At 75.3% G+C, this 25366-nt stretch carries 21 protein-coding genes and 1 pseudogene; 13 read left to right on the top strand and 9 right to left on the bottom strand.

From position 1 onward, the window contains the following. Window positions 1–56 precede the first annotated feature (56 nt). Together BMW99_RS29810 and BMW99_RS29805 are read left to right on the top strand one after the other, a co-directional pair. Window positions 57–2531: an FtsX-like permease family protein gene (locus tag BMW99_RS29810; RefSeq protein WP_075017901.1), complete on the top strand. Its 2475-nt coding sequence runs from the start codon at window positions 57–59 to the stop codon at window positions 2529–2531. A gap of 521 nt (window positions 2532–3052) precedes the next feature. Then, a complete protein-coding gene (locus BMW99_RS29805) occupies window positions 3053–3553 on the top strand; it encodes an AAA family ATPase (protein WP_075017900.1) in 501 nt (166 codons plus the stop codon). Between the two features lie 12 nt (window positions 3554–3565). Here BMW99_RS29805 and BMW99_RS29800 read toward each other — a convergent pair whose 3' ends face one another. Both BMW99_RS29800 and BMW99_RS29795 read right to left on the bottom strand, forming a co-directional pair. Then, the gene (locus BMW99_RS29800) at window positions 3566–5086 is read right to left on the bottom strand and encodes a sensor histidine kinase (protein WP_245791680.1); all 1521 of its coding nucleotides are present in this window, start codon (window positions 5084–5086) and stop codon (window positions 3566–3568) included. Beyond that, on the bottom strand, window positions 5083–5814 hold the full coding sequence (locus tag BMW99_RS29795) for a response regulator transcription factor (RefSeq protein ID WP_075017899.1): 732 nt from the start codon (window positions 5812–5814) through the stop codon (window positions 5083–5085). The genes BMW99_RS29800 and BMW99_RS29795 overlap by 4 nt, the downstream gene beginning before the upstream one ends. Before the next feature lie 150 nt (window positions 5815–5964). Here BMW99_RS29795 and BMW99_RS29790 point away from each other — a divergent pair, with 150 nt between their 5' ends. The 5 genes and pseudogenes from BMW99_RS29790 to BMW99_RS29770 all read left to right on the top strand — a co-directional run bounded on the left by BMW99_RS29790 (window position 5965) and on the right by BMW99_RS29770 (window position 10351). Next, entirely contained in the window at window positions 5965–7335 is a 1371-nt protein-coding gene (locus BMW99_RS29790; protein ID WP_075017898.1) for a ferredoxin reductase family protein, read from the top strand. Window positions 7336–7346: 11 nt separating this feature from the next. Further along, a complete protein-coding gene (locus BMW99_RS29785) occupies window positions 7347–7907 on the top strand; it encodes an FMN-binding protein (RefSeq protein ID WP_069467573.1) in 561 nt (186 codons plus the stop codon). A gap of 220 nt (window positions 7908–8127) precedes the next feature. Next, the gene (locus BMW99_RS29780) at window positions 8128–8841 is read left to right on the top strand and encodes an FAD:protein FMN transferase (protein ID WP_069467575.1); all 714 of its coding nucleotides are present in this window, start codon (window positions 8128–8130) and stop codon (window positions 8839–8841) included. 58 nt (window positions 8842–8899) lie between these two features. After that, a pseudogene (locus BMW99_RS42325) lies at window positions 8900–9100 on the top strand (peptidase E); the annotation flags it as partial. Between the two features lie 285 nt (window positions 9101–9385). Further along, a complete protein-coding gene (locus BMW99_RS29770) occupies window positions 9386–10351 on the top strand; it encodes an alpha/beta fold hydrolase (protein ID WP_079176227.1) in 966 nt (321 codons plus the stop codon). A gap of 145 nt (window positions 10352–10496) precedes the next feature. Here the strand turns inward: BMW99_RS29770 and BMW99_RS29765 are convergent, their stop codons facing one another. After that, window positions 10497–11144 carry a 3-oxoacid CoA-transferase subunit B gene (locus BMW99_RS29765; protein WP_069462847.1) on the bottom strand — a complete coding sequence of 216 codons (648 nt, stop codon included), beginning with the start codon at window positions 11142–11144 and terminating at the stop codon, window positions 10497–10499. A gap of 2 nt (window positions 11145–11146) precedes the next feature. Then, entirely contained in the window at window positions 11147–11938 is a 792-nt protein-coding gene (locus BMW99_RS29760; protein WP_069462843.1) for a CoA transferase subunit A, read from the bottom strand. Between the two features lie 247 nt (window positions 11939–12185). Here BMW99_RS29760 and BMW99_RS29755 point away from each other — a divergent pair, with 247 nt between their 5' ends. Genes BMW99_RS29755 through BMW99_RS29735 form a run of 5 tightly spaced genes read left to right on the top strand, consistent with a single transcriptional unit; the run spans window position 12186 to window position 16969 of the window. Then, a complete protein-coding gene (locus BMW99_RS29755; RefSeq protein WP_079138296.1) occupies window positions 12186–13445 on the top strand; it encodes a substrate-binding domain-containing protein in 1260 nt (419 codons plus the stop codon). Window positions 13446–13447: 2 nt separating this feature from the next. Further along, the gene (locus BMW99_RS29750) at window positions 13448–14191 is read left to right on the top strand and encodes an ABC transporter ATP-binding protein (RefSeq protein ID WP_069462844.1); all 744 of its coding nucleotides are present in this window, start codon (window positions 13448–13450) and stop codon (window positions 14189–14191) included. After that, complete coding sequence (locus BMW99_RS29745; protein WP_069462845.1) at window positions 14188–14931, top strand: ABC transporter ATP-binding protein; 744 nt, start codon at window positions 14188–14190, stop codon at window positions 14929–14931. Before BMW99_RS29750 ends, BMW99_RS29745 begins: the two co-directional genes overlap by 4 nt. Then, complete coding sequence (locus tag BMW99_RS29740) at window positions 14931–15818, top strand: branched-chain amino acid ABC transporter permease (protein ID WP_069462846.1); 888 nt, start codon at window positions 14931–14933, stop codon at window positions 15816–15818. The genes BMW99_RS29745 and BMW99_RS29740 overlap by 1 nt, the downstream gene beginning before the upstream one ends. Then, entirely contained in the window at window positions 15815–16969 is a 1155-nt protein-coding gene (locus tag BMW99_RS29735) for a branched-chain amino acid ABC transporter permease (protein ID WP_079138297.1), read from the top strand. The genes BMW99_RS29740 and BMW99_RS29735 overlap by 4 nt, the downstream gene beginning before the upstream one ends. Here BMW99_RS29735 and BMW99_RS29730 read toward each other — a convergent pair. The 4 genes from BMW99_RS29730 to BMW99_RS29710 all read right to left on the bottom strand — a co-directional run bounded on the left by BMW99_RS29730 (window position 16953) and on the right by BMW99_RS29710 (window position 22590). Beyond that, a complete protein-coding gene (locus BMW99_RS29730; RefSeq protein WP_075017897.1) occupies window positions 16953–17882 on the bottom strand; it encodes an aminoglycoside phosphotransferase family protein in 930 nt (309 codons plus the stop codon). The two genes, BMW99_RS29735 and BMW99_RS29730, sit on opposite strands and share 17 nt — an antisense overlap. Window positions 17883–17977: 95 nt before the next feature. After that, window positions 17978–20077: a helix-turn-helix domain-containing protein gene (locus BMW99_RS41815; protein WP_245791679.1), complete on the bottom strand. Its 2100-nt coding sequence runs from the start codon at window positions 20075–20077 to the stop codon at window positions 17978–17980. An 85-nt stretch (window positions 20078–20162) separates the two neighbouring features. Then, window positions 20163–21632: an MFS transporter gene (locus BMW99_RS29715; protein ID WP_075017896.1), complete on the bottom strand. Its 1470-nt coding sequence runs from the start codon at window positions 21630–21632 to the stop codon at window positions 20163–20165. Between the two features lie 154 nt (window positions 21633–21786). Beyond that, a complete protein-coding gene (locus tag BMW99_RS29710) occupies window positions 21787–22590 on the bottom strand; it encodes a 3-hydroxybutyrate dehydrogenase (protein WP_075017895.1) in 804 nt (267 codons plus the stop codon). A 386-nt stretch (window positions 22591–22976) separates the two neighbouring features. Between BMW99_RS29710 and BMW99_RS29700 the strand changes: the two genes are divergently transcribed. Next, the gene (locus tag BMW99_RS29700) at window positions 22977–24515 is read left to right on the top strand and encodes an extracellular catalytic domain type 1 short-chain-length polyhydroxyalkanoate depolymerase (protein ID WP_079176226.1); all 1539 of its coding nucleotides are present in this window, start codon (window positions 22977–22979) and stop codon (window positions 24513–24515) included. A gap of 101 nt (window positions 24516–24616) precedes the next feature. Here the strand turns inward: BMW99_RS29700 and BMW99_RS29695 are convergent, their stop codons facing one another. Beyond that, on the bottom strand, window positions 24617–25357 hold the full coding sequence (locus BMW99_RS29695; RefSeq protein ID WP_069464054.1) for a class I SAM-dependent methyltransferase: 741 nt from the start codon (window positions 25355–25357) through the stop codon (window positions 24617–24619). Window positions 25358–25366: the final 9 nt, after the last annotated feature.

Raw genomic sequence — 25366 nt, 5'->3', positions numbered from 1 at the left:
GCGACGGCACGGCCCGCCCGCTGCGGGACGGTCCCGGACGATCGGCGGGTGCACTGATGGCCGCCGCGGGACTGGTACTCGAAGGCCGCGGGCGGCACGGGGGACTGCCCGCCCGCCACGCGGTGGTGCGCTGGTCGTGGCGGATGCTGCGACGCGAGTGGCGGCGGCAGGTGCTGCTGCTGACACTGGTGGCCTGCACGGTCGGCGCGGCCGTGTGCGGCCTGTCGGCCACGCACGCGTACAACGCCACCGCCGACGGGACGTTCGGATCGGCCCGGGCCGTGCTCCACATGACCGGCGGCAGTGACCCCGCCCGGCTCGGCTCGCAACTCGGCGCCGCCGCCACCGGCTTGGCGCCGGACCAGATCATCACGCACCGGTCCGTGCCCGTGCCGGGGTCCGTCGCCACGCTGGACGTGCGCGGCCAGGATCCGCACGGCCGGATCGGCTCCCCGCGGCTGAGGCTGCTCGACGGGCGCTACCCCGCGGCGGGTTCCGCGACCGAGATCGCGCTGACCCCCTCCGCCGCACGGGAGTTCCACGCCCGGCTCGGCGGCCCGGTCACCCTCGGCGGCCACGAGCTGACGGTGGTGGGCCTGGTGGAGAACCCCGCCAAGCTGGACGACACGTTCGCGCTGGCGGTGCCGGCCGGCACCGCCGCCACCCTCGTGGCCGGTCAACCCGCCACCACCGTCGACGTGCTGACCGACGCACCGCGCCCGACCGTCCAGACCTTCCGCCCGGGCGGCGACGCCTCGTTGTCGATCCAGTACCGGCAGAGCCTCGACCGGAACGCCAACGACGCGTTCATCCTCGCCGTCGCGACCGTCGCCCTGCTGCTGGTGGCGCTGGTGGCGACGGCCGGCTTCGCGGTCGTCGCCCAGCGGCGGCTGCGGCAGATCGGCATGCTGGGGGCGATGGGCGCGACGGACCGCCAGCTGCGGCTGGTGCTGGTCGGCCACGGCCTGCTGACCGGGCTGGTGGGCACCGCGGCCGGTGCCGTCCTCGGCGCGGCGGCATGGGTGCCGGTGGCCCCGCTGCTCGAACGGCCGGCCGGGCACCGCATCGACCGGCTGGACGTGCCGTGGCTGTTCCTCGCCGTGCTCCTCGTGGTGGCGGTGCTCAGCCCCACCGCGGCCGCGTGGTGGCCCGCCCGGGCCGTGGCCAGGGTGCCGGCGGTGCAGGCGCTGTCGGCCCGCCCGCCCGCACCGGTGAGGGCCCGCCAGTCCGTGGCCGCGGCCGTGGTCCTGCTCGCGGGCGGCGTGGTGAGCCTGGTCGCGTCGCACCGGACGAACGGCCTGCTGGTGTCCCTGGGGATCGTCGGCGTGGTCGGCGGCGTCCTGCTGTTCAGCCCGCTCGTCGTGCGGGCGCTCGCGGCCACCGCGGGCCGGATGCCGTTCACGACCCGGCTGGTGCTGCGCGACCTGGGACGCCATCAGGCCCGATCGGGTGCGGCACTGGCCGCCATCACCCTGGCCATCGGCCTGCCGGTCGCGATCAGCGTGCTCGCCGGCGTGAACCAGAGCACCCCCGCGAGCGGCAACCTGTCCGCACACGAGGTGCTGCTGCGGACGAGCCGGGACCCGTCCGTGGTGCCGTTGCTGTCCGCGGCGGACATGGCCAGGCAGCAGTCCGCCGTCGACGCGTACGCGGCCCGGCTCGGCGCTACGGCCGTCCCCCTGACCATGGCGTACGACCCCGACGTTCGGCCCATGGCCGGCGTCGACGGGAAAACCGGCCGGCTCGTCGTCGACGCCGGGCATCGCACCGGATCGAACTCCTGGTCCGGGTCGTCCGGGCTGTGGGTGGCCACGCCCGCGACGGTCCACGCCTTCGGCCTCGACCCGGCCTCGGCGGCCGGCGCGGCCCTCGTCACCCGCCAGCCCGCGCGGCTCGCCCTCGACCTGCTGGGCTCGGCGAGCCGTCAGGTCCCGATCCGCACGGTGCATGTCGCGGGCGCGTCCGCCTACACCTCCGAGCCGGCCAACTTCCTCACTCCCGAGGCGGTGGCCGCGCACCGCTGGCGGACCGCCGTCACCGGCTGGTACATCTCCGCGCCGCACGACCTGACGGACGCTCAGCGGTCCGCGGCCCGCGACATGGCCGCCACCGCCGGCCTGGTGAGCGAGACCCGGGCCGCGCAAGCCGGTCTGGGCACCCTGCGCTGGGCGTCGGTCGCGGCCGGCGCGGCGCTCGCACTGGGCGTGCTCGCGATGACCGTCGGCACGATCCGCGCGGAGTCGGCGGACGACCTGCGGACCCTCACGGCGACGGGCGCGGGCTCCGGCGCCCGCCGGGCCCTCACCGCGGCGACCGCGGGCGCGCTGGCCCTGGCCGGCACCCTCCTCGGCGCCGCCGGCGCCTACGCCGTCCTCGTCCCCGCCTACGCCCGCGACCTCGGGCTCCTCCGCCACGTCCCCTACCTGCCCCTCACCACCGCCATTCCCGGCGTTCCCCTCCTCGCCCTCGCCACAGGCTGGCTCATCGCCGGCCGCGAACCAGCGGGCATCGCCCGCCGCTTGCTGGAATAGCACCGCACCCGGCGGCCGGACGGCACCCGCTCCCACGCCACCGGCCCCGCCCGGCGTCCCCCGCTCTCGTCCTCACCGCGCGTCCGCTCGCCCACGTCGAGCCGCCAACCACCGGGCACTGTCCCGCCCTTGCCGAAACACTGCCGCCGCCCGACCGCCGAGCCACCCCCGCCCGGCCACCGGGCGGCGGGGGCCGCACGCCGCCCGGCACGGGCTCCGGCGGCCGCCGGGCCCGGACGCGGCGACCACGCACGCGCCGGCCCGGTCCGCACCGGATCGACCGTGTCCGGCGACCCGGTGCGGACGCGCTCGCTGCGCACCCCGAACCACCCGCCGTCGCACGGCAGTTGCCTGAGCGACGCCGTCACCTTTCGGGACCGGCCGCCCCGTCCGGCCGCCGGCCAGGACAGGAACCGCGGACCGCGGGGCGGCCGAGGCCGCGCGTGCCCGGACACCCCCGCGGCGGCCGCACCTGGCTCGCGGGCGGACCGATGTCAGTGGTGCGGGGGAGGATGGCGGGTGTGCTGATCAGTCTCGGCGGGTTGCCCGCCACCGGGAAGACGACGTTGGCCAGGGGTGTGGCGCGGAAGACGGGGGGTGTGCATCTGCGGGTCGACACGATCGAGCAGGCGGTGGTCCGGTCGGGGCTGGCGGACCATCCGGTGGGGCCGGTCGGGTACGCGGTGGGGTACGCGCTGGCGGAGGAGCATCTGGGGCAGGGACTCACGGTGATCGCGGAGTCCGTGAACCCGCTGGCCGTCACCCGTGACGCGTGGCGTGACGTCGCGCTGCGCGCCGGGGCGCGCCTGCTGGAGGTGGAGGTCGTGTGCTCCGACGCGGCCGAGCACCGGCGGCGGGCGGTGGAGCGCATCGTCGACGTCCCGGGGCTGCCGCTGCCCACCTGGGAGGAGATCACGGGCCGGGCCTACGAGCCCTGGGACCGCGGCCACCTCGTGGTCGACACCGCGGTGACCGATCCCGAGGGGGCCGTGCGCAGCATCCTCCGCGCCGCCGCTGTGTGAGCGCCGCGGCCGTCACGGCCGGCCCGCAGCGTCCTCCGCCGGCGGATCGGCGGGCAGGACGACGCGGAACGTCGTCTCCCCGGGGCGGCTGGTGACGTGCGCGGTGCCCCCGTGCGCCGCGGCGACCGCGCTGACGATGGACAGCCCGAGGCCCGACCCGTGGCCGGAGCGTGGCTGCGGGGCGCGGGTGAACCGCTCGAAGACGGTGTCGCGCAGCGCCTCGGGGATGCCGGGGCCGTTGTCGACGACGGCGAGTTCCGTCGCGTCGGGGGTCTGCCGGAGCTGGACGGTGACGCGGGTGCCGGCGGGGGTGTGGGCGCGCGCGTTGGCCAGGAGGTTGGCGGCGATCTGGTGCAGCCGGTGCGCGTCGCCGGTGATCGCGACGGGCTCCTCGGGCAGGTCGAGGTTCCAGCGGTGCCCGGGGCCCGCGGCCCGCGCGTCGTCCACCGCGTCCAGGACGAGCCGGGTCAGGTCGACGGTCTCGCGAGCGAGGGGGCGTCCGGCGTCGAGCCGGGCGAGCAGCAGCAGGTCGTCGACCATGCCGGACATCCGCGCGGACTCGGCGGCGATCCGGTCGAGCGCCCTGGTGACGCCGGCCGGGACGGGCTCGGGGTGCCGCAGCGCGAGTTCGGCGTGCCCGCGGATCGTCGCGACGGGTGTGCGCAGCTCGTGGCTGGCGTCGGCGGCGAACCGGCGCAGCCGCTCCTCTCCGGCCTGCCGCTTGGCGAGCGCGCCCTCCACGTGGCCGAGCATGCGGTTGAGCGCCGCGCCGACCCGGCCGACCTCCGTGCGCGGGTCGGTGTCGGCGGCGGGCACCCGGTCGGGCAGGACCACCTCGCCGCTGTCCAGCGGGAGCGCGGTGACGGACGCGGCGGTGGTGGCCACCCGGCTCAGCGGCCGCAGCGACCAGCGGACCCAGAAGGCGCCGGCCGCGCCGGCGACGACGAGCGCGCCGCCGAACACCGCGGCCTCGATGGCGACGAGCCGGCTGGCGGCGTCCTCGACGCTGCTCATGGGCATGCCGGTGACGAGCACGTCCCCGTCGTCGCCCGCGATGGCGCTGACCCGGTAGTCGCCGAGCGCGGAGAGGTCCAGGGCGTGGCAGTGCCCGTCGACCGGGACCGAGGCGATCGCCCTGAGGTCGGACGGGGCCAGGTCGACGGAGGTGTCGGCGCCGGAGCGGACGACGGCCGCCGACGTGACCTGGCCGTGCAGGAGCCGCGCGCCGAAGGTGCCGGGCGCCTGGCGGCGGGTGTCGACGTGCTGGTTGTCGGCGTCGGGTTCCCTGGGCGTTCCCGGGCTCTTGCTCGCATGCTCCAGGCTCGCCGGGAACCGGCCGCCGGCCTCGGCGAGCTGCTGGTCGAGGCGCTCGGTGAGGAACGCGCGCAGTCCCAGCACGGCCGCGATGCCCACCGCGGCGCAGCTGATCGCCAGCAGCACCACGAGGCCGCAGGTGAGCCTGGCGCGCAGCGTCCGCGGCACCAGGTCGCGCGGGACCGCCCGGAGCAGCCGCCCGGGGGTGGTCCGGGTCACCAAGGTGCCGCCTTCAGCACGTAGCCCGCGCCGCGCACGGTGTGGATCATGGGTTCCCGCCCGGCGTCGATCTTGCGCCGCAGGTAGGAGATGTAGAGCTCGACGATGTGGGCCTGGCCGCCGAAGTCGTACGACCACACGCGGTCGAGGATCTGCCCCTTGCTGAGCACCCGCCTCGGGTTGCGCATGAGGTAGCGCAGCAGCTCGAACTCGGTGGGCGACAGGTCGACCGCCTCGCCGCCGCGGGTCACCTCGCGCGCGTCCTCGTCCATCACCAGGTCACCGACGGTGAGCACGGCGGCGTCGTCGCGGGCCCTGGTCATGCCGGCCCTGCGCAGCAGTCCGCGCAGCCGGGCCAGCACCTCCTCCAGGCTGAACGGCTTGGTGACGTAGTCGTCGCCGCCCGCCGTGATGCCGGCGATGCGGTCCTCGACGGAGTCGCGGGCCGTGAGGAACAGCACGCACACGTCCGGCTGCTCGGCCCGCAGCTCGCGGAGCACGGCGAGCCCGTCGCCGTCGGGCAGCATCACGTCCAGCACCACCGCGTCCGGCCGGAACGTGCGCGCCTCCGCGACCGCGCCGGCGACGTCGCCGGCCGTGCGGACCTGCCAGCCCTCGTAGCCGAGGACACCGGCCAGCACCTCGGCGAGGTCGGGTTCGTCGTCGACGACGAGCACCCGGACCGGGGTGCCGTCGGGGTGGCTGAGGGGGTGGGCGGTGCTGTTCATGGTGCTTCCAGCATCCACGACCGGGCTGGCGGTCAGCCCCGCGGGTCTCTCTGGATCCGCTGTGAATATGCCCTCACGTGGCACTTTCAGAGCCGGCTCAGAGGTTTCCCCCGCACAGTGGTCGGCGAACCACCTGGAAGGAACCCGCCTATGAGCACCACCTCTCCCCCGCGTCCCGCGCGCCACGCGGTCGCTTCCGCCAAGCCCGCCCGGCGGTCACCCGCCCCCGTGGTGCTGGCCCTGGGCTGGCTGGGGGCGGCGGCCGTGGTCGGGCTGTGGTGGCACGACACCGGGTCCGTGGTGGGTCCGGCCGACTGGCTCATCGGCGCGGGCCGGATCGCGGGCCTGCTGGCCGGCTACTGCTGCGCGCTGCTGGTCGTGCTGATGGCCCGGATCCCCGCGCTGGAGCAGGGGGTCGGCAGCGACCGGGTCGCCCGCTGGCACGCGATGGCGGGCCGCTACACGGTGTGCCTGCTGGTGGCGCACATCACGCTGATCCTGTGGGGCTACGCCGTGCAGGCGCACTCCGGGGTGGTCAGCGAGGCCTGGACGGTCGCCCTCACGTATCCCGAGATGATCAAGGGCACGATCGGCGGGCTGCTGCTGCTCCTCGTGGGCGCGGTCTCGGTCGGCGCGGTGCGCCGCAAGGTCTCGTACGAGACCTGGTACTACCTGCACCTGCTCACCTACGCGGCGATCTTCCTGGCCTTCTGGCACCAGCTCGCGCTGGGCGCCGACTTCGCGGGCAACGCCCCGGCGCGGGTGTTCTGGTACGTGCTCTACCTGGGGGCGGCCGCCGCGGTGCTCTGGTACCGGCTGCTGGTCCCGCTGCGGCAGAACACGCGGCACCGGCTGCGCGTGCACGCGGTGGTGCGCGAGGCGCCGGACGTGGTGTCGGTGGTGGTGCGCGGCGAGCGGCTGCCGGATCTCGCGGCGCGGCCCGGCCAGTTCCTGCGCTGGCGGTTCCTGACGCCGGGCCTGTGGTGGACGGCGAGCCCGTACTCGCTGTCGGCGGCGCCCCGCCCGGACCTGCTGCGGATCACGGTGAAGGAGGTCGGCCGGCACAGCGCGGCGCTGGCCCGGCTGCGGCCCGGCACCCGGATCTGGGCGGAGGGGCCGTACGGCGCGCTCACCGCGGACCGCCGCACCCGGCAGAAGGTGCTGCTGCTGGCGGGCGGGGTCGGCGTGACACCGCTGCGGGCGCTGTTCGAGTCGCTGCCGGCGCGTCCCGGCGACCTGACGCTGATCTACCGCGCGCGGTCGGCGGAGGACCTGGCGCTCCGGAGCGAGCTGGAGGCGATCGCGGCCGCCCGCGGGGCCCGGCTGCAGTTCGCGCTCAACACGCCGGACGGCCGGCGGCCGGTGCTCACCGCGCGCGGGCTCACGGCGGCGCTGCCGGACATCGCCCAGCACGACGTGTACCTGTGCGGCCCGCCCGGGCTGATGCGCGCGTCCTACGCCGCGCTGCGCGAGGCCGGAGTGCCGGCCGGCCGCATCCACCACGAGTCCTTCGAGCTGTGAGGGCCTGACCCATGAGCGCACTTCCCTCCCGCCCGCTGCGGCGCATCGTGCTGACCACCGTCTCCACGGCGGCCGGCGGCCTGCTCCTGCTCTCCCTCAAGCCGCACACGACGGCGGGCGCGCTGTCGGTGGACGCGGGATCGACCCCGTCGTCCGGACCGACGTCGGCGCCCGCCGAACCGGGAACCCCGTCGCCGTCCCCGTCCACCGGATCCGGTGGCGGGAGCACGTCGCCGGCGAAACCGTCGCAGCCGTCGGCGTCTCCGAAGTCGCCGGCACCCGCGAAGTCCCCAACGACGCGGACGGTGGACGGCGACGCGGTGCAGACCCGCTACGGACCGGTGCAGCTGCGGATCACCCTGACCGGCGGCAAGATCACCGCGGTGACGGCGATCCAGCTGCCGCAGGACAACCCGCGCGACACCGAGATCTCGGGCTTCGCGGTGCCGCAGCTGACACAGGAGGCGCTCGCGGCGCAGAGCGCGCACATCGACTCCGTCTCCGGGGCGACGTATACGAGCGGCGGCTACGTGCAGTCGCTGCAGAGCGCGCTCGACAAGGCGGGGGCCTGAGATGGCGGAGATCCGCGTCGTCCGCGCCGCCCGCCGCTTCGGCGACCCGTCCGCGGCGTCCTCCCTGCCGGTCACGCCGCCGGCCGCCCCGGAACCGGTGTCCGGACCGGCCGCGGAGGCGGTGACGTCGTCCGTGGCGATCCCCGCCGTCACGGCGCCGGCCGAGGCGACGGGGTCCGCGGCGGCCGGGCAGCAGCGGCTGCGCCGGGTCGAGCACACCATGGGCACCGTGTTCTCCTTCGACGTCCGGGGCGGCGACCCGCGGCGCGTGTGTGCGGCGGTGGACGCCGCGGTGGAGTTCCTGCGGCACGTGGACGAGGTCTTCTCCACGTACCGGCAGGGCAGCCAGATCAGCCGGCTGGCGGCGGGCACGCTCGCGCTGTCCGCCTGCTCGCCGGAGGTGTGGGAGGTGCACCGGCTGTGCGACGCGGCCCGCCGCACCACGGACGGCTGGTTCGACGCCGAGTTCGCGGGCGGCTTCGACCCGACCGGCCTGGTCAAGGGCTGGGCAGTGGAGCGGGCGGCCGCGATGCTGCGCTCGGCGGGCGCCGAGGCGGTCTGCGTCAACGGCGGCGGCGACGTCCAGGTGCACGGCGGGCCGTGGCGGATCGGCGTCACCGACCCGCTGCGCCGCGGCGAACTGGCCACCCTGGTGGAGGCCGACGGTGAGCTGGCGGTCGCCACCTCGGGGGCGGCCGAGCGCGGCGCGCACATACTCGACCCGCGCACCCACCGCCCCGTCGAGCCGGTCTTCGCCTCGGTGACCGTGGTGTGCCGCGGCCTGACCGACGCCGACGTGCTGGCCACCGCGGCGTACGCGAGGGGTGCGTCGGCTCCCGGCTGGCTGCGCGGCCTCCCCGCCACGGAGGCGTTCGCCGTCCGCCCCGACGGCACCACCTGGTCCACCCCGGGCTTCGGCGCCGGCCACGCCTGAGCCGGAGTCGCTTCTCCCTGCGAGGAGCGGACGACCGGGAGCGCCGTCGAACCGCCCCGACGGCGAGCCGGGGCGTCGCTCCTCCTACCGGGCGGCCGCGGCGACCCGCGCGCTCCCGGCCGGCTGGGCGGTGGAGGACGGCGTCGGTGCCCTCTTCACCGACGGCCGGCTGACGGACACGGTGACTCGCGCGCCGCAGGCCCGGTTTTACCGGGTGGAGCCGGCGGGCGGTAACGGGGACAGCGGGGCGACGGGGTGAGGGAGCGGGCCCTGCCGCGCCGTCCGCTCGCCCCGGCGCCCGGGCCCACTCCACCCGGCCGAACGGGCGAGCCGGGGAGCACGGACCGCGGCGGTCCGCCCGGCGACGCGGACGCGCCACCCTCGCAAGGCCGTTGACCCCGGGCGGAACGCGGCCCGCACAGCACCGGGCCACACACCGCGGCCCGGTGCTGTGTGGGCCGCACCCCTCACACGGGACGCGCCGGCTGCCTATCCTGCTGGCGCCGCGCGGGACGGCCGCGGCGGCGGAAAGGCGGAGCGGCGGATGGACGGGCAGGCTCAGCAGCAGGAGCACACGGGGCACGAGGCGGACGCGGACCGGCGTGCGGCGCGGCGGGCGTACGAGGACACGGGCGTGGAGGTCGCGGGCGGGCGGCTCGCCGTGCGGCGCTGGCCCGGGCGGCCCGGGGCGGGCACGGTGCTGGCCGTGCACGGCATCGCGTCCAACGGCCTGGCCTGGACGCGCGTCGCCGAGGAACTGGACGGCGTCGAGGTGCTCGCACCCGACCTGCGCGGGCGCGGCCTGAGCCGGGACGTGGCGGGCACGAGCACGATGGCCCTGCACGCGGACGACCTGCGCGCGGTGCTGGACCACTTCGGCGTGGCGCGGGCGGTGCTCGCCGGGCACTCGATGGGCGGGTTCGCCGCGTGCGTCGCGGCCCGCCGTGATCCGGCGCGCTACTCCGGACTCGTCCTGGTCGACGGCGGGCTGGGCTTCCCGGTGCCGGACGGCGTGGACATCGACGCGGTGCTGCACGCGGTGATCGGCCCGGCCATGAGCAAGCTGGAGATGACGTTCGCCGACCGTGCCGCCTATCACGCCTTCTGGGCCCGGCATCCCGCGTTCGCCGAGCTGCACGGCCCGGACGTCGCCGCGTACCTCGACCGCGACCTGACCGGGAAAGAGCCCGAACTGCGGTCCGCCTGCCGGGCCGAGGCCATCCGCGAGGACGCGGAGGACGAGCTGCGCAACCCCGAGGTGTTCGCCGCCGTCCACGAACTGACGGTGCCCGCACGGTTGTTGTGGGCCGAACGCGGCCTGCAGGACGAGCCGGTGGGCCTGTACGCGCCCGACGTGATCGCCGCGAGCGGCTTGGCGGGCGAGGGCGTGCCGCCGCACTTCGTCCCCGGCACCAACCACTACTCGCTGGTGCTGGGCCATGCCGGCGCCCGGGTCGTCGCCGCCCACGTGCGGGACGCGGTGGGCGCCGCGCTCGCCGAGCACGGCTGAACGGCACGGCGTCCGGACGGTTCGAGGGCTCGGCAGCTCCCTGCCGCAACGGCCCGGTGAGCCCCGACCGCGGCCCGGGCCCGGGCCCGCGGATCGTCCGCGATGCCCGGGCCCGGTGCCCTGCTCCCGCGGCGGCCGCCGCCGCTCAGGCCGCGGCGTTCCGCGGCACCAGCAGTTCGGTCCCGGTGGCGGCGCGCACCTGCTCCACGCTGACGCCCGGGGCCAGTTCGGCCAGCCGCAGCCCGTCCGGCGTCACGTCGATGACGGCGAGGTCGGTGACGACGCGGTCGACGACCCGGCGGCCGGTGGCGGGCAGCGTGAGCTCATCGACGATCTTCGGCGAGCCGTCGCGGGCGGTGTGCTCCATCACCACGACCACCCGGCGCGCGCCGTGCACGAGGTCCATGGCGCCGCCCATGCCCTTCACCATCTTGCCGGGGATCATCCAGTTGGCCAGGTCGCCGTGTGCCGACACCTGCATGGCGCCGAGCACCGACACGTCGATCCGGCCGGCGCGGACCATGCCGAAGGACAGCGCCGAGTCGAAGAACGCGGCGCCGGGGGCCGTGGTCACGGTCTCCTTGCCCGCGTTGATCAGGTCGGGATGCTCGTGCCCCGCGACCGGAAAGGGACCGGTGCCGAGGATGCCGTTCTCGGAGTGCAGCACGACGTGGACGCCGGCCGGCAGGTGGTCGGGGATGAGGGTCGGCAGGCCGATCCCGAGGTTGACGTACTCGCCGTCACGCAGTTCGCGGGCGGCCCGGGCGGCGAGCTGCTCGCGGTCGAGGGGCACGGTCACTTCTCCTCCTGGGCGCCCCGGGCGGGCACGGTGTCACGGACGGCGGGGCGGACGGTCCGGCGTTCGATGCGCTTGTCCTGCGGGTCGGCGGCCACCACGCGGTCCACGTAGACGCCGGGCAGGTGGACCGCGTCGGGCGGCAACTCGCCCGGTTCCACAATGCGTTCGGCCTCGACGACGGTGGTCCGGGCGGCGGCCGCGCACAGCGGGTTGAAGTTGCGGGCCGCGGCGTGGAACGCGCAGTTGCCGTGCCGGTCGGCGACGTCGGCCCGCACGAGCGCGAAGTCGGTGCTGATGGCCTCCTCCAGCAGGTACCGGACGCCGCCGAACTCCCGTACCTCCTTGGGTGGTGAGGCCAGGGCGACGGTTCCGTCGGGGGCGTACCGCCAGGGCAGTCCGCCCTCCTCGACCTGGGTGCCGACGCCCGCGGGGGTGAAGAACGCGGGGATGCCGGCGCCGCCGGCCCGCAGCCGTTCGGCGAGGGTGCCCTGCGGGGTGAGTTCCACCTCCAGCTCGCCGGACAGGTAGCGGCGCGCGAACTCCTTGTTCTCGCCGACGTACGAGGAGGTCATGCGGGTGATCCGGCCGAGGCCGAGCAGCAGTCCCAGCCCCCAGTCGTCGACACCGCAGTTGTTGGACACCACCCGCAGGCCGCCGGTTCCCGACCGGACCAGGGCGGCGATCAGCGTCGAGGGGATGCCGCAGAGCCCGAAGCCGCCGACGGCGAGCGTCGCGCCGTCCGGGATGTCCGCCACCGCGTGGTCGGCCGAGGCCACCACCTTGTCCATGCGTCCGCCTTCCCCGAGGGGTCCGAAGTGAGGGTGCCGGTCCGCGCGTTGGGCGCCGGGACCGTGCCGCGGGCCCGTCGGTGGCGACGGCGCCCGGTCCTGCCACCCTTTCCGAGCGCTCCGGGCGCCCGCCATGGTCCCCGCCGACACCGGGCCACGGCGCAGAGCGTGTGCCGCCCACATGTCCGGTTCACCTGGGCGCTTCTACGGTTCACCCAACCATCCACCTCTCCGGGAGCCGGTCGCCATGCGTCGCATCGTCACGTCCACCACTTCGGGGCCCTCGGCTCCGCACAGGAGCAGATCCCTCACCGTGCTCGCGCTGCTGGCCGCAGGCGTGCTGCTGACCGGGTGCAGCAAGGCGGGCCAGGCCGGCAGTGCCCCGCAGGACGGCGCGGGCAGCACCGCCACCGCGCCGGTGAAGGTGGGCCTGGTGTACTCGCGCAGCGGGCCGCTGGCGGCCTACGGCAAGCAGTACCTCGACGGCTTCCACGCCGGCCTGGCGTACGCCACGCACGACACCGGCAAGGTGGCCGGCCACAAGGTGGACGTCACCGAGCAGGACGACGCGGGCGATCCGGCGAAGGCGGTCGCCGAGACCAAGTCCCTGATCGGCAAGGGCACCCGGATCATCGCGGGCACCACCGACTCCGGCGTCGCGCTCCAACTGGCCCCGCTGGCCGCGCAGAACAAGGTGCTCTACATCTCGGGTCCGGCCGCGACCGACGCGCTGACCGGTGTGAACGCCTACACGTTCCGCTCCGGCCGGCAGTCCTACCAGGACATCCTCACGGCGGGGACGCTGCTCGGCGACTCCAAGGGCAAGAAGGTCACGGTGCTGGCCCAGAACTCCGCGTTCGGGCAGGCCAACGTGGCGGCGGTGAAGCAGGTGCTGGGCGGCCAGGGGGCCGTGGTGGACTCGGTGCTCGCGCCGCCGAGCGCCGGCGACCTGACGCCGTTCGCCCGGCAGGTGAAGGCGCACAAGCCCGATCTGGTCTTCGTCGCCTGGGCCGGGGCCAGCGCACCCGCCCTGTGGACGGCCCTCGACCAGCAGGGCGTCGTGATGTCGACGAAGGTCGTCACGGGTCTGGCCGGCGTCGCCTCCTACCCGCTGTTCGGGACCGCCGGTTCGAAGGTGTCGTTCCTGGCGCACTACTTCCCCGGCGCGGCCGGCACCCCCGTCGAGAAGGCGATGCTGGACGGCATCACCGCGGCGGGCGGCACCCCCGACCTGTTCAGCCCGGACGGGTTCACCGCGGCGCAGATGATCGTGCACGCCATCGAGGCGGGCAGCGCGACCGACCCGACGGCCATGGCGAAGGCGCTGGAGGGCTGGTCGTTCCAGGGGCCGAAGGGCGACGAGCAGATCCGGGCCGCCGACCACGCGCTGCTGCAGCCGATGTTCACCGCGAAGCTCACCGGCAGCGGCGCCGCCGCCAAGCCCCAGCTCGTCGGCCGGCTGCCGATGGCCTCGGTCACGCCGCCCCCGCACCCGATGGCGGGCTGACCGTGGCACCGGTTCTGCGGCTGGACGGCGTCGGCTGGTCGGTGGGCGGCGCGACGATCGTCGACGACGTGTCCTTCGCCGTCCGGGAGGGCGAGTTCCTGGCCTTCATCGGTCCCAACGGCGCCGGCAAGACCTCCTTGTTCAACCTGATCAGCGGCCTGGTGCCGGCGGTCCGCGGATCGATCGCGCTGGACGGCGCGGACGTGACGGCCGACGGCGTGGCGGCCCGCGCGCGCCGCGGCCTCGGCCGGACGTTCCAGACGTCCAGCCTGTGGCCCGCGATGTCGGTCGCGGAGCACGTACGGCTGGCCGCGCAGGCCGCGGGCGGCGGCTCGTACCGGCTGTGGCGGCGGGCCGCCGCGTACGCCGGGCAGGTCACCGGCGTGCTGGAGCGCACGGGGTTGGCGCACCGCGCCGGCGCGGCCGCCGGGTCGCTCTCGCACGGTGAGAAGCGGAAGCTCGAACTGGCCGTGCTGCTCGTCGGCGAGCCGCGGCTGATGCTGCTGGACGAGCCGATGGCGGGGGTGAGCGCCGAGGAGGTCCCTGCGCTCACCGCGCTGATCCGCTCGCTGCACCGCGACGAGGGGCGCACGGTGCTGATGGTCGAGCACCACATGGACGTGCTGCTGGGCCTGGCGGACCGCCTGGCGGTGATGCACCACGGCACGCTGCTGGCCCTGGACACCCCGCAGGCCGTCATGGCGGACGCCACCGTGCAGTCCGCCTACCTCGGGGAGGCGTTGTGACCACGGCATCCGAACCACTGCTTTCCGTCCGGGGGTTGCGGGTCGTGCTCGGCGGCCGGCACATCCTGCACGGCGTGGACCTGGACGTGGCGCCGGCCGGCGTCACGGCGCTGCTCGGCCGCAACGGCGCGGGCAAGACCACCACCGTCCGCGGGGTGCTCGGGCTGGTGCCGCGCACCGGCAGCGTCCGGTTCGCCGGCACGGAGACGGTCCGGCTCGCCACCCACGACCTGGTGCGCCGCGGCATCGGCTACGCGCCGGAGGACCGCGGGGTGTTCGCCGGTCTCACCGTGGCGGAGAACCTGCGCCTGGCGGAGCGGCCGGGCGCGGGCACCCCCGACTACCCGCTGGTCCACGAGCTGTTCCCCGAACTCAAGGCGCGGGCACGGCAGTCGGCGGGCACCCTGTCCGGCGGCCAGCAGCAGATGGTGGCGATCGCCCGCACCCTGCTCAACGGCAACCGGCTGATCATCGCCGACGAGCCGACGAAGGGGCTGGCGCCGCGCGTCGTCACCGAGGTCGCGCTGGTGCTGGAGCGCGCGGCGCGGGCGGTGCCGGTGCTGCTCGTCGAGCAGAACCTCGCCCTGGTACGGCGGCTGGCGGACTCCTGCGTCGTGCTGGCCGACGGCCGCACCGCGCACCGCGGACCCGCCGCGGACCTCCTGGCCGACACCGGGGCGACCCGCCGGCTGCTCGGTGTCGGCTCGAACTCCCCCGCGCACGAGGAGGCGGACGCCTGATGTCCACCGTCGTTCTGCTCGCCGTCACCGGACTCGGCCTGGGCGCCCTGTACTTCCTGGTGGCCTCCGGGCTGTCGCTGATCTTCGGCCTGATGGACGTCCTGAACTTCGCGCACGGCGCGCTGCTGTCCATCGGCGCGTACGGCAGCTGGTGGGCCGCCTCCGGGCACCTGCCGGGCGCCGGTTCCTCGGGGGCGGGGTTCGTCCTGGCGGTCGCCTTCGGCACCGCGGTGGGCACGCTCGCCGCCGTCGTCCTCGAACTGGCCCTGATCAGGCCGCTGTACGACCGGCCGCGGGAACAGGTGCTGGCCACCGTCGGGGTGGGTCTGGCGGTGCCGGCGCTGCTCTCGGCGATCTGGGGCGCCGACGCGCGCCCCTTCCCCGGCCCGCACGCGCTGTCGGGCACGTTCGGGCTGCTGGGCGCGCGGATCCCGGTCAACCGGCTGGTGCTGCTGGCGGCCGCCCTGCTGGTGCTCGCCGCCCTGCGGCTGTTCCTCGGCCGCACCCGGCACGGCTTGGTGGTACGGGCCGGGGTCGAGGACCGGGCCATGGTCACCGCCCTCGGCGTGGACGTACGGCGCGCGTTCACGCTGGTGTTCGCGATCGGCGGGGCCGCGGCCGCGCTCGGCGGCGCCCTCGGCGGGCTCTACTACGGCTCCGTCGATCCCGGGCAGGGCACGTCGCTGCTGATCTTCGCGTTCGTGGTCGTGGTGATGGGCGGCATGGGCTCGGTGGCCGGTGCCGCGCTGGCCGCCGCCGGGGTCGGGCTGGTCCAGCAGTTCGCCAACTACTACACCGCGTCAGGCCTCGGCGACCTCGCCGTGGTCGTTCTGCTCGCCGCCCTGCTGCTCCTGCGGCCGAGCGGTCTCACCGGGAGGCTCGCATGACCACCGCCACTCCGGTCCGCGAGGCGGCCCCCGACGCGGCGGCGGTACCGCCGGGTGCCCGGCGGTGGACCCGCTGGTGGCCCGCGGCGGCCCTCGCGGTCCTCGTCGTCGTGCCGTACAGCGCGATGCCGCTGCCGGGCCTGCTCGACGGCCCGATCGGCTCCGCGGGCAGCCTGCAACTCCTCGCGCTGTGTCTGGTGTTCGGGGCGCTCGCCACCGGCTACGACCTGCTGCTCGGACGGACCGGCCTGCTGTCGTTCGGGCATGCCCTGTACTTCGCCGCGGGCAGCTACCTGACGAACGCCTTCATGACGGAGGCCGGGCTGCCGTTCGTGCCGTCGGTGGTGCTCGGCCTGCTGTCCGGGACCGCGCTGGCCGCGCTCCTCGGTTCGGTCTCGCTGCGGGTGTCCGGCATCGCCTTCTCGATGGTCACGCTGGCGTTCGCGCAGGCCGGGTCGCTGCTCGTGGAGCGCGACCCCGGGGGCGTGACCGGCGGCGAGGAGGGCCGCGCGATCCCCGCGGACGCCCTGCCGTCGTCGCTGACCGGCATCGGCAACACCGCGAACCTGTACTGGATCGCCCTGGCCTACCTGGTGGTGACGCTCGCCGTCGTGCAGTGGGCGGTGCGCTCCCCCACCGGCCGGGTGTGGGAGGGCATCAAGGAGAACGAGCGCCGGGTGGAGGTGCTGGGCCTGCGTCCCTACGGCTTCAAGCTCGTCGCGTTCGTCCTCGCGGGCGCGCTGGCGGCGGCCGGCGGCGTCGTGCACCTGCTCCTCACCGGCGGCGCGACCCCGCAGACGACCACCTCCGACTTCACCCTGTCCCTCCTGGTCATGGTGGTGCTGGGCGGGTCGGGTTCGCGCTGGGGCCCCCTCATCGGCGGTGTCGCGTACACCTGGGCCGACCAGCGCCTGGGCGACCTCGCGGGCTCCGGAGCCGTGGCCGGCCTCCCCTCGGTCCTGCGCGTCCCGCTGTCCCAGCCGCTGTTCCTGCTGGGCACCCTGTTCGTCATCGCGGTCTACGTCCTCCCCGGCGGCATGGCCCGCCTCCCGCACCGCGTACGGACGGCCCGCACCCGGGCCGTAGCCTCACGGCGGCCGCCGGACGAGGTCGGGAAGGCGGGGGCCGACGGGGCTACGCGCACCGGCTGAGCAACTCCGCGAGCCGGTCGGCGAGCACGGTGAGGTCGTCCAGCCGCGGACCACCGCACGCGGTCCGGAACCCCTGCCTGCGCCCCCAGAAGGACGCCTGCACGGCGTGGAACTGCGCCCACCGCCGGACGCGTTCGCGGTCGAGCTCGGCGGCCTCGGCGAACACCTCGAGGACGCGGTCCGCTGCCTTGCCGAGGTCGTCGGCCGCGAGCAGCGTCAGCGCGCGCGACGTGAGCAGCGTGCCGCCGTCGTAGGCGGGATCCCCGGCGTACCCCTTGGGGTCGACGGCCAGCCACGACTCCCGGTCGGCCCGGAGGATGTTCCGGCCGTGCAGGTCTCCGTGGACGAGGGTGTCGGGCTGGTCGCGGCCCAACTCCCGTAGCGTCGCCACGGCGGCGGCCAGCGCGCGGCGCGGCAGCGGATGCCCCAACTCCTCGGACTCCGCGAGCAGTTCCCTCTCCCAGGCGTCGGTCTGTTCGCTCATCCGGGGCAGGCCGGCCGGCGCCGGCACGGCCAGGCGGCGGCTGAGCCGCCCGGCCACCGCCACCACCTCGTCACCGTCCTCGACCTGCGTCAGGTCCACCGCGTGCGCCCGCTCCAGCAGCATCGCGAACCGCCCGTCGTCACGCTCGTACAGCACGACGGCCCCGCGCCCGCCCCACGCGACGAAGGCGTCCGGCTCGTGCACGTTCCCCGGATGCGGAAACGACACCTTGAGCACCGCGCTCCGCCCGTCCCCGTGCACCGGCACGACGACGCCCACACCCCCGTGCGTGACATCCCCGTCCGGGACGCACCCCCAGCACTCCAGCAACTCCGCGACGATACGCGGAAGTTCACGGACCCACGCCGCCCCCGCCTCCCCCTCCCGCGCCACGGTCGCGCGCACGAACGCCTCAGGTATCACGATCATCCGCGCACGATACGGGCCACGGGGTGCCCGCGCCGGACCGACCTGCTCCACCGCGGGCGGTCCTCCCGCACGAGCGGACGGTCCGGCGCCAGGGCTCAGGAGGCGGACAGCAGGTGGAGGCGGAGGGCGAGTTGGAGTTCCAGGGCGCGCTCCGGGTCGTTCCAGCCCGCGCCGAGCAGCGCCTGGATGCGGTCGAGGCGCTGGACCACGGTGTTGACGTGGAGGTGCAGCTCGTCCTTGGTGCGGGTCAGCGTGCCGCCGCACGCGAAGTACGCGCCGAGGGTGCGGACGAGTTCGGTGCCGCGGCGGGCGTCGTAGTCGAGCAGGGGGCCGAGCGTGGCCGCGACGAAGGACGCGACGTCGCGGTCGTTGCCCAGCAGCACGCCGAGGAAGCCGAGTTCGGCGGCGCTGGCGCCGTCGCCGCTCCGGCCGAGCGACTGCAGCGCCCGCAGGCAGCGCACGGCCTCGGCGTGCGCGTCGGCGATGGCGCGCGGGCCCGCGGCCGGGCCCCCCGCGGCGACCGTGACCGGCACGCCGACAAGCGGCGCCAGCTGGGCGACGGCCGCGCGGGCCGCGTCGCCGGGCCGCGACCCGTCGTGCGGCAGGAGCAGCACGACCGTGCCGGACTGCTCCGCGCTGATCCCGTCGCTGCCGAACAGGCAGCGGCCCGCGGCTGCCACGAGCTTGTCGTGGTGGCCCGGCGCGGTCTCGGCCACGAGCAGCAGGCACGGCCGTCCGAGGTCGATGCCGAGCCGGCGACCGCGGACGACCAGGCCCGCGGGGTCGCGGTCGGGCGCGGTGAGCAGGTCCGCGACGAGTTCGCCGCGCACCCGGTTCTCCGTCTCGGCGACGGAACGGCTGAGCAGCAGCAGGAGTGCGGTGACCACGCCGGCCCGCTCGAACAGCCGCCGGTCGGAGTCGTCGAGCCGGCCGCGGCCGTACAGCACGAGGCTGCCCAGCAGTTCCTGGCCGGCGAGCACCGCGCAGGTCCAGCGGCTGTCGCGGAACACCGCGCGGGCCGCGGCGTGCGAGTCGGCGGCGTGCCGTACGAGCGAGGCGGTCTCGGGCACGGGTCCCGCGAACTCCTCGCCGCGCCGCCCGACCGCGGCCAGCGTCCGGCCCTCCGGGTCGTGGATGGTGATCGGCCCTTCCAGCAGCCCGGCGACGGCGGCGGCCACCTCCGAGAGGTCGCCGCCGCGCAGCACCAGGTCGGTGAGCCGGTCGTGGGCCTCCTCGGCCCGCTGCATGGCGGCGGCGTGCTCGCGGATCACCGCGCCGGCCTCGGCGAGTTCGGTGATGGCCTTCGCGGTGTCGATGGCGATGGCGGCGTGCGCGGCGAGCGAGCACAGCAGCGCCACCTCGTCCGGTGTGAACGGGCGCGGCGTGCGGTCCGCGGCGAACAGCACGCCGATGACGTCGCCGTCGCCCGAGCCCGGGGCGGTGACGGCGGCTCGCGAGCCCTTCGCCCCCGAGCCGTTCACGACTGTGCCCTTGCCGGACCCGATCGCCCCCGACCCGTTCGCCGCGGACCCGATCGCCCCCGACCCGTTCGCCGCGGACCCCTTCGCCCCCGCCCCGTTCGCCGCGGGTCCCCCCGCCCGCACCGCTCCTCCGCGCCCGCCCAGCAGCAGCGGCACTCCGAGGATGCCGACCAGTCCCTCGTCGAGCACGCCCTCGTCGATCGAGCCGGTGTGCCGGAAACGCTGGTCGGTGCGGTAGTCGGGGCTGGCGTAGGGGCGGGCGGTCTGCGCGACGAGACCGCCCAGGCCGTCGCCGTAGCTGAGCCGCAGCGTCTGGAACAGCGGGGACACCGACCCGTCGGTGACCCGCATGTACGTGTCGCCGGCCTCGTCGTCGCGCAGCGTCAGGTAGGCGGTGTCGGTGCCCAGCAGCATCCGGGCCCTGCGGACGATGGACTGCAGCACCGCGTCGAGGTCGCGCAGCGCGGCCAGGTCGCCCGCGGTGTCGAAGAGCGCGGCCAGCTCGGTCTCACGCCGGCGGTGCTGGCGCAGCACCCGGCGCACGCGCAGCGCGGTCCCGACGGCCCGCTCCAGTTCGGCGAGGTCGGCCGGGCCCGCGCCCGCGGACCTGGCCTCCACCGAGACCGCACCGTACTCCTCGGCGGGCGCGTCCTCGGCGATCAGGTCGAGCAGCCGGCGCAGGAACGGCGCTATGGGTGCGGCAGGTTCGGGCATCGGGACCACCGGGCGGCTGGGAACGGGCCCGGTGAGGAGCCGCGGCTGCGGCTCCTCACCGGGAGTACGGACGGGTCGTCGCACGTCACGCGGGTGACGTGGGCATTTCCGTGGACGCAGAGACTACCGAGGTGGACCCCTCCCCGTCGCCGGCCGCGTCGTCCGCCGGGTTCCGCAGGTCCGTGAGGGTGCGGCCCCTGGTCTCGCGGGCGAAGAGCAGCGCGATGACGGTGACGACGGCGGCCAGCGACACGTACACCGACACCGGCGTGGCGTCGCCGTACGACTTGAGCAGCGCGACCGCGATGAGCGGCGCGGGGGCGCCCGCCGCGACGGAGGCGAACTGGGCGCCGAACGAGGCCCCGGAGTAGCGCATCCGGGTCGCGAACAGTTCGGAGAAGAACGCCGCCTGGGGTGCGTACATCGCGCTGTGGAAGACGAGGCCCACGGTCACCGCCAGCACCAGCGACGGGAAGTCCTTGGTGTCGAGGAGGGTGAAGAAGGCCCAGGCCCACGCTCCGGTGCCGACGGCGCCCACCAGGTAGACCGGCTTGCGGCCGACCCGGTCGGAGAGCGCGCCGAACAGCGGGATCAGGCAGAACTGGACGGCCGAGCCGATCAGCACGGCGTTGAGGGCGGTCTGCTTGCCGATCTCGAGGTGCTCGACGCAGTAGGCGAGGACGAACGTGGTGATCACGTAGTACGAGATGTTCTCCGCCATGCGGGCGCCCATCGCGACGAGCACGTCCCGCCAGTGGTCGCGCAGCACCGCGAGGCCCGGGATGCGGTCGACGGCACCCTGCTGCCCGGGCTCCTCGGCCTTGCGCTGCTCCGCCTTGGCCAGCGCGTCCTTGAACAGCGGCGACTCGTCGACCGACAGCCGGATCCACAGGCCGATGCCGACCAGGACCGCGGACAGCAGGAACGGGATGCGCCAGCCCCACGCGGTGAACGTCGCGTCGCTCTGCACGGTGGTCATCAGCGACAGCACGCCGACCGCGATGAGGTTCCCGGCGGGTGCCCCGCCCTGGGGCCACGACGCCCAGAAGCCGCGCCGCTTGTCGTCGCCGTGTTCGGACACCAGCAGCACCGCGCCGCCCCACTCGCCGCCGAGCGCGAAGCCCTGGATGACGCGGAGCAGGGTCAGCAGGACGGGCGCGGCGACGCCTATGCTCGCGTAGCTGGGCACGCAGCCGATCAGGGTGGTCGCGCCGCCCATCATCAGCAGGCTGAGCACCAGCAGCTTCTTGCGGCCGACGCGGTCGCCGTAGTGCCCGAAGACCATGGCGCCGACGGGCCGGGCGGCGAATCCGATCGCGTAGGTGAGGAACGACAGGAGCGTGCCCGTCAGCGGATCGGAGTCGGGGAAGAAGACCTTCCCGAAGACGAGCGCGGCGGCTGATCCGTACAGGAAGTAGTCGTACCACTCCACCGTCGTGCCGATGAGGCTGGCCGCGACCACGCGGCGCAGGTCGGCGGGTCGGGTGCGGGCGGGCCGGGCGGCGCCGGGCGGCCCGGCGGGTTGCGGTCCGTTCACGCCGGTGTGAGGGGCCATGGGGTTCACCGTTCTCTGGAGGTCGAGCGGGGGGACGGAAGGGACGGGACGGGTGGGGGCCGTCGGGCATGCGCGGGGGGATCGGGTGTCGCGGGAGTTCGGGCCGAAGGAGTCCGTTCGTGGGGCGCGTGGGCGGTGCGGGACCGGACGGGGACTAGTGCGCGGTCCATCCGCCGTCGAGGGGCAGCGAGGCGCCGGTGAGATAGCCGGTGTGCGGCGAGCACAGCCACAGCGCGGCGGCCGCCACCTCGCCCGGCTCGATCAGCCGCTTGATCGCGGTGCGTTCGAGCATCACGCGTGCCACGACCTCCGCCTCGGGGATCCCGCGGGTGGCGGCCTGCCCGGCGATCTGGTCCTCGACCAGGGGGGTCCGCACGTACCCGGGGTTGATGCAGTTGCTGGTGACGCCGTACTCGGCGGCTTCGAGAGCGACGGTCTTGCTGAGCCCTTCGAGGGCGTGCTTCGCCGCGACGTACGCCGACTTGAAGGGGCTGGCCCGCAGGCCGTGCACGGACGAGATGTTGACGACCCGCCCCCACCCCTGGTCGTACATGTGCGGCAGGGTGCGGCGCAGGATCCGGAACGGCGCCTCGACCATGACCCGCTGGATCAGCTGGAACCGTTCCGGCGGGAACTCGTGGACCGGGGCGATGTGCTGCAGCCCCGCGTTGTTGACGACGATGTCCGCGTCGGCGGGCAGCGCGTCCACCGCGTCGGGGTCGGACAGGTCGGCGACCAGGCAGGTGCCGCCGATCTCGGCGGCCACCTCCTTGGCCGCGTCGGCGGCCCGGTCCACCACGTAGACGGCGGCGCCCGCCTCGGCGAACGCCACCGCGCAGGCCCGCCCGATGCCGCTGGCGGCCCCGGTGACCAGGGCCGTGCGCCCGGCCAGGAAGCGCGCGCCGCCCGGCGCGCCCTCCGTGGCCCCGCCGGGACCGGGGCTCTGAGTGCTCTCCATGGCCGCCACGCTAGGAAGGTTGGGGAGGCCCGCACACGTGGGCCGCGGCCATACTTCGCGGCGCGGCCATGGTGGTTCGCCCCATGCCGCGCGCGGACCGCACCGGGCCACGCGGGCGCGCGGGCGTCGCCGGCCCGGACCCGGAGGGCGACAACGCCCAGGACCCGGACCGGCCGCACCGGTTCGCCCGGGGCCGCCCGCGGGGAGCGGACGCGGGCCAGGCGCGGGGCGGGCGCGGCCGCGTGATCACCGCCGGTGCCCTCCCGCAATGGCGGCGGCCACCATTCACCGGTCCCGGAGGTGGCGGTCTGTCACGTGTCCGGCGTCCCGGCCCGGTCCTAGCGTCCACGCCAGCCGGACGACCGGATCCCCCCATGGAGCCGACCATGCCTCTTCCCTCCCGTGCCCCCACGCCCCTCCGTGACCACCGCGCCTCTCCCCCGACCCCCCGTCCCGCTCCCCGGCGGGCGCCGGCCAGGCGCCCCGCGCTGGCCGCGGTGCTGGCCGTCCTCGCGCTGCTGGCCGCGGGCCTCGGCGTGTTCGCCTCCGCGGCCCCGGCGAGCGCCGCCGGCCTGACACAGGTCTCGTCGTTCGGGTCCAACCCGGGCAACCTCGCGATGTACGAGTACGCGCCCGCCAACCTGCCGGCCGGCGCGCCGCTGGTCGTGGCCATGCACGGCTGCACGCAGAGCGCGAGCGACTACTTCGCCAACTCGGGCTGGCAGAAGTACGCCGATCTGTGGGGCTTCGCGCTCGTCCTCCCGCAGACCAGCGCCACGAACAACTCGCTGTCCTGCTTCAGCTGGTTCGACTCCACCAAGGACACCCGCGGCAAGGGCGAGGCCGCGTCGGTGGTGTCGATGGTGTCGGCCGCCGCGTCCCAGTACGGCTCGGACACCCACCGGGTGTACGTCACCGGCCTGTCGGCGGGCGCCGGCATGACCGCGGACCTGCTCGCCGACTACCCGGACGTCTTCGCGGGCGGCTCGGTCGACTCCGGCCTGCCCGCGCAGTGCGCCACCACCCAGACCGCCGCCTCGCAGTGCCAGTACGGCAGCCTCAACCTGACGCCGGCGCAGTGGGGCGACAAGGTCCGCGCCTCCGACCCGGGGTACGGCGGGCCCTGGCCGCGCGTCGCGATCTGGCAGGGCACCTCGGACACGACCGTGCAGCCGGTCAACGCCACCGAACTGCGCGACCAGTGGACGAACGCGTGGGGCATCGGCCAGACCGCGTCCAGCACCCAGTCCCTGCCGGGCGGCACCTCGCTGAGCGTCTACAACGACCCGCAGGGCAAGCCCGCGGTGGAGCTGTACCAGATCTCGGGAATGAGCCACGGCCTGGCGGTCGACCCGGGCTCGGCCACCGACCAGTGCGGCAGCACCGGCACGTACTACATCGACACCATCTGCTCCAGCTACTACACCGCGCGCTTCTGGGGCCTCGACGGCTCGGGCGGCACCGGTGGCGGCGGCACCGGCAGCCTTCCCGCGCCGGCCGGCCTCGCGGTCACCGGGACGACGGGCACGACGGCGTCGCTGAGCTGGTCCGCGGTCAGCGGCGCCGCGTCGTACACGGTGTACCGGGGCGGTACCGCGGTGGGCTCGCCCACCGGCACCTCCTTCACCGACAGCGGTCTGACGGCCGGCACGTCGTACACGTACACGGTGGCCGCCGTCGACTCCTCGGGGAAGGCGGGACCGGTCTCGTCCGCGGTGACCGCCACGACCACCGGCGGCGGCAGCGGGGCGTGCTTCACCGACAACAACTACAACCAGGTCGCGGCGGGACGCGCCCACCAGAGCGGCGGCTACGCGTACGCCGACGGCTCGAACCAGAACATGGGCCTGTGGAACGTGTACACCGTCCACACCCTCAAGCAGACCGGGGCGGACTCCTATGTGATCGCCGACGGCACCTGCTGACGGGCAGCCATCGTTCAGGACCGGATTCCGGTGTCAACTCCGGGCGCCCGCAGGGACCGTGAGCTCCGGGCGCGACGGGCGGGCGCCGGACTCCGGCCTCCTCAGAGGGAGTCCGGCCGACGGGCCAGCACGAGGCGGCAGCGCGGGCTGCCGTCGGCCCGGCGGCCGAACCCCTCCAGGGGCACCGACCCCGCGTCGAACCCGGCCCGCCGCAGGTCCCGCAGCACGGCGGCCAGCGGGAAGGTGCGGTAGTACATCACGAACGGCGGCCGCCACAGCAGGTTGCGCACCCGCATCCCCGCGTCGAACCCGGCGAGCATCCAGTGCCAGGGCGAGGTCACCGGCGGCGGCGCGCCGATGGGGAAGGCGAACAGGCCGCCGGGCCGCAGCGAGCGCCGCACCCCGGCGAACAGGCCCGGCCGCTCGGACGGCAGGAAGTGCCCGAACGCCCCGAAGCTGACGGCCAGATCGAAGGCAGCGGTGAACGGCATGGCCCGCACGTCCGCCTGGACCCAGTGCACGTCTCCGGACGGGAGGGCGGAACCCGCGGTCTCCTTGCGGGCGGCCTCCAGCATCCCGCCGCTGAAGTCGACGCCGGTGACGCCCGAGCGGCACAGCGGCTCCAGCACGCGCAGTCCCGCGCCGGTCCCGCAGCACACGTCCAGACCGTCGCCGAACGGGCCGAGCGGGGCGAGCGTTTCGGCGACGGCGTCCAGCACGCGGTCGGGGGTGCGGAACGGCGTGTGGTCGAACTTCGGTGCCAGCAGGTCGTATCCGTGCTCGACGGACGACAGCGCCTGGACGGCCAGTTCGCGCAGCGAGGGGCCCTGGGGTGAGAACACCCGCCCAGA

The organism is Actinacidiphila rubida, assembly GCF_900110255.1.
Lineage (GTDB): Bacteria > Actinomycetota > Actinomycetes > Streptomycetales > Streptomycetaceae > Actinacidiphila > Actinacidiphila rubida.
The sequence above is the reverse complement of the archived record's forward strand: the minus strand, read 5'-3'. Positions and strand labels throughout refer to the sequence as shown.